Raw genomic sequence first — 3257 nt, 5'->3', positions numbered from 1 at the left:
GGTGACGCCCCGCGGCAACGCCTCCACTACTGCTGACCGTTCCCGCTGGTCGGCGACTTCCTGGCCTGCCCAGGTGGCCCACCGTTGTTCGGCCCCTGCGTGGGCAGGCTCGGTTCGGTGGTCGGCGGCTGCGTCGACGGCGGAGGCGTGCTCGTCGACGGCGGCGTGCTCGTCGAGGGCGGCGCGGTGCTGGTCGACGGCGGAGGCGTGCTCGACGACGACGGCGTCTCGGTGGCCGTGAACGTGCTCGTCGACGGCGGCGGCGCGGAACTCGACGGCGGCGGCGCCACGCTCGGCACGACCGGGGTGGACGGCTCCGGCTCCGGCGCTGCCGGTTGGACGTTGCCCGGCGGCGGGAACTCCTTGACGTCGACGCCCTCCATGGCCGTCTTCATGTACGCGATCCAGATGTCCGTGGGGACGGTGCCACCGGTGATCTCACCGACCCCGGGGATGTTGTTCATCTGGTTCTTCAGGTTCGGCTTGCCGTTCGGCAGGGTCATCGAGCCGTCGCCCTTGTACACCGCCACGGCAGTGGCCAGCTGCGGCGCAAACCCGTCGAACCACGCGGCGTAGTTGTCATCGGTGGTGCCGGTCTTGCCCGCCACCGGCCGGTTCAGACCGGAGTTCGCGATCTTCCCGGCGGTGCCGGTGATCGTCACTCCGCGCATGGCCTCGATCGCGTCACGGGCCACGGCCTCGTCGAACTTGCGGCGCGGGTCGGGCTGGGCCTCGTACGAGAACTTCGACCCGCCGACGCCCTCGGCCGAGGCGATGTAGTACGGCTCGACCCGCATGCCGTCGGCCGCGATCGTCGCATAGGCGTTGGCCATGTCGATGACCCGCACGCTGTCGGTGCCGAACACGTTCGAGCCGTTCGTGATGAGCTCGGCGCCGCCGGTGGGCTTGACGCCGGCGTTCTCGGCCGCCTTGGCGGTGTTCTTCGGACCGACGTCGAGGTTGAGCTTGGCGTAGCAGGTGTTGCACGAGGTCGCCGTCGCCTGCATGAGGTTCAGCGAACCGTACTGGCTGTTGCCGTAGTTCGAGATCATCCCCGACGGGTTGTTCTTCGAGGCGAACTCCTTGAAGTACTGCGGGCTGTAGCCCGGCAGTGTCGTCGACAGCGGCATGTGCTTGTCGAGGGCGGCGAGCAATGTGAAGACCTTGAACGTCGATCCGGCCTGCATGGCATCGTCGGTGGCCGTGGACTGGTAACGCGCCCCCTTGTCCGAGCCGTACTTCGCTCCGCCGTACATCGCCCGCACCGCCCCGTCACCGGGCTGGATCGAGGCCAACCCGACCCGCAGCTTCTGCCCGGCCGGCAGTTTCTCCTTCACCGCCGCGACGGCCGCGTCCTGGGCCTTCTTGTCGATGGTGGTGACGATCTTCAGGCCACCGCGGTCGATGTCCTGGTCGCTCAGACCCAGCTTCTCGCGCATCTCGCGGCGGACCTCGGCGGTGATGAAGCCGATGCTGTTCGTGCGACCCGTCGTCGTCTTCGGCGGCAACACCTTCGGGAACTTCGCCTCCTGGCGCTGCTTCTGGGTGATCCAGCCGCTCTCGCGCATGCCGTCCATGACGTACTTCCAGCGTTCCTTGGCGCGCTGCTCGTTGGCCTTGCTGATGGCCGGGTCGTACAGCGACGGCCCCTGGATCGTGGCCGCGAGGAACGCTCCTTCGCTGACCGTGAGCTTCTCCACATCCTTGCCGAAGTAGGCCTGCGAGGCGGTTTGGATCCCGCCGGCGCCGCGGCCGAAGTAGATCGTGTTGAGGTAGTCGCGCAGGATCTCGTCCTTGCTCAACTGTCGGTCGATCTTGATGGAGATGAGAATCTCGCGGATCTTGCGCTCGTACGTCTGATCCTGGGTGAGGAAGTAGTTCTTGACGTACTGCTGCGTGATCGTCGATCCGCCCTGGGTCTGCCCCCCGCTCAACCCGACCCAGACCGACCGGGCGATGCCCTTGGGCGAGATGCCGTTGTTCTCGTAGAACTGCCGGTCCTCGGCGGCGAGGAAGGCCTTCTGCACGTGGTCGGGGATCTGGTTGATCTCGACGTTCTGCCGGTTGACCTTGGCGATGCGGTCCATCTCGGTCTTGCCGTCGGAGTAGTAGAGGATCGAGGCCTGCTGGACGGCCGAGTCGTTGGGTGCCGGCACGTCGGTCATGGCGTAGGCGATGCCGATGGCGGCGAGCCCGGCGACGAAGAGCGCGGCGAGTGCGATGAGAATGCGCGTCAGCCAGGTGCGGCGACTCGAGCGCGCGCCGGCACCACCAGCGGAGCCTCGGGCGCCCCCTCGTCCACGGGTGGAGCGGCTGGCCGCAGCGCGGATCTCAGCCCGCGTCCTCGGTTCGTTTCCCATGCCTTGCCTTCGTTCGTCCTACGGCAGCGATCGGGTCTGCCGGGGGTCAGTATGACCCGACGCGCTGGGTGGTCCTGGTCAGATTGGCCAGTCGAGGGTCGTCGAGAGGTCGAGGTCGGGGACGGTGATCGTCACCGTGGTGAACCGTTCGGGGTCGATCCGGTACTCCGCGACGGCCCGGTTCGGCACGCTCGGGTCGAGGGTGAACGTGTGGGTCACCGGGCCCTCGGCGCCGCCGCTGGCGGTGATGGTGACGCTGTGGTCACCAGCCGGAGCGTCGTTGAGACGGACCTCGAGGACCGGCGTCAGTTTGGAGGGTTCGGAGAACGGCAGACCGTTGCCCCGCCGGGACGGCTCGAGCCGCGTCGCCATCAGGGTCCCCGCCGGCGTGGTGGGGCTGGTCGTCGTGCTCGTGGTGGTGCTCGTGCTCGTCGTCGAGGTGGTCGTGGACGTGGTGCTCGTCGTCGTGGTGCTGGTCGTCGTCGTGGTGCTGGTCGTCGACGTCGTCGTGCTTGAGGTCGTCGTCGTGCTGCTCGTGCTCGTCGGCGCGGGCGTGGTGCTCGTCGTGGACGGCGGTACCGGCGTTGGGGTCACCGGCGGGGGCGGCAGCACCGGCGGAGCCGTCACCGGCGGCGGCGCGACGATGGAGGGCCTGACCGGCGGCGGCGTGACCGGCGGTGGAGTGACCGGAGAAGACGTGACCGGCACCACGACCGGGGCGGGGATCGCCGGCAGATCGGTCGGCTTCGGGGCGACCGGCTGCGTCGTCCGCGGCTGGGTCGCGCGCGGCGTCGTCGAACTCGACGGTGACGGCGCGGCCGTCGGGGTCGGGCTCGAACTGACGACCGGTGACGGACCCGCCTCGGTGGAGGGTCCCGTGAGGTTCTGGTAGGCGAT

General features: G+C 68.7%; 3 protein-coding genes. 1 reads left to right on the top strand and 2 read right to left on the bottom strand.

Translation table 11 applies throughout. From position 1 onward, the window contains the following. Window positions 1-26 precede the first annotated feature (26 nt). Both KD1_RS17500 and KD1_RS05810 read right to left on the bottom strand, forming a co-directional pair. The gene (locus KD1_RS17500; protein WP_083542153.1) at window positions 27-2360 is read right to left on the bottom strand and encodes a transglycosylase domain-containing protein; all 2334 of its coding nucleotides are present in this window, start codon (window positions 2358-2360) and stop codon (window positions 27-29) included. A gap of 78 nt (window positions 2361-2438) precedes the next feature. Continuing rightward, entirely contained in the window at window positions 2439-2732 is a 294-nt protein-coding gene (locus tag KD1_RS05810) for a hypothetical protein (protein ID WP_068398881.1), read from the bottom strand. A 16-nt stretch (window positions 2733-2748) separates the two neighbouring features. Here KD1_RS05810 and KD1_RS05805 point away from each other — a divergent pair, with 16 nt between their 5' ends. After that, window positions 2749-3252 (top strand): hypothetical protein, encoded by a 504-nt coding sequence (locus KD1_RS05805; protein WP_068398880.1) that lies wholly within the window; start codon window positions 2749-2751, stop codon window positions 3250-3252. Window positions 3253-3257: the final 5 nt, after the last annotated feature.

This window comes from Kribbia dieselivorans NBRC 106261, assembly GCF_001552435.1.
Classification (GTDB): domain Bacteria; phylum Actinomycetota; class Actinomycetes; order Actinomycetales; family Dermatophilaceae; genus Kribbia; species Kribbia dieselivorans.
Note: the sequence above shows the minus strand (reverse complement) of the source record. Positions and strands in the feature narration are given on the sequence as shown.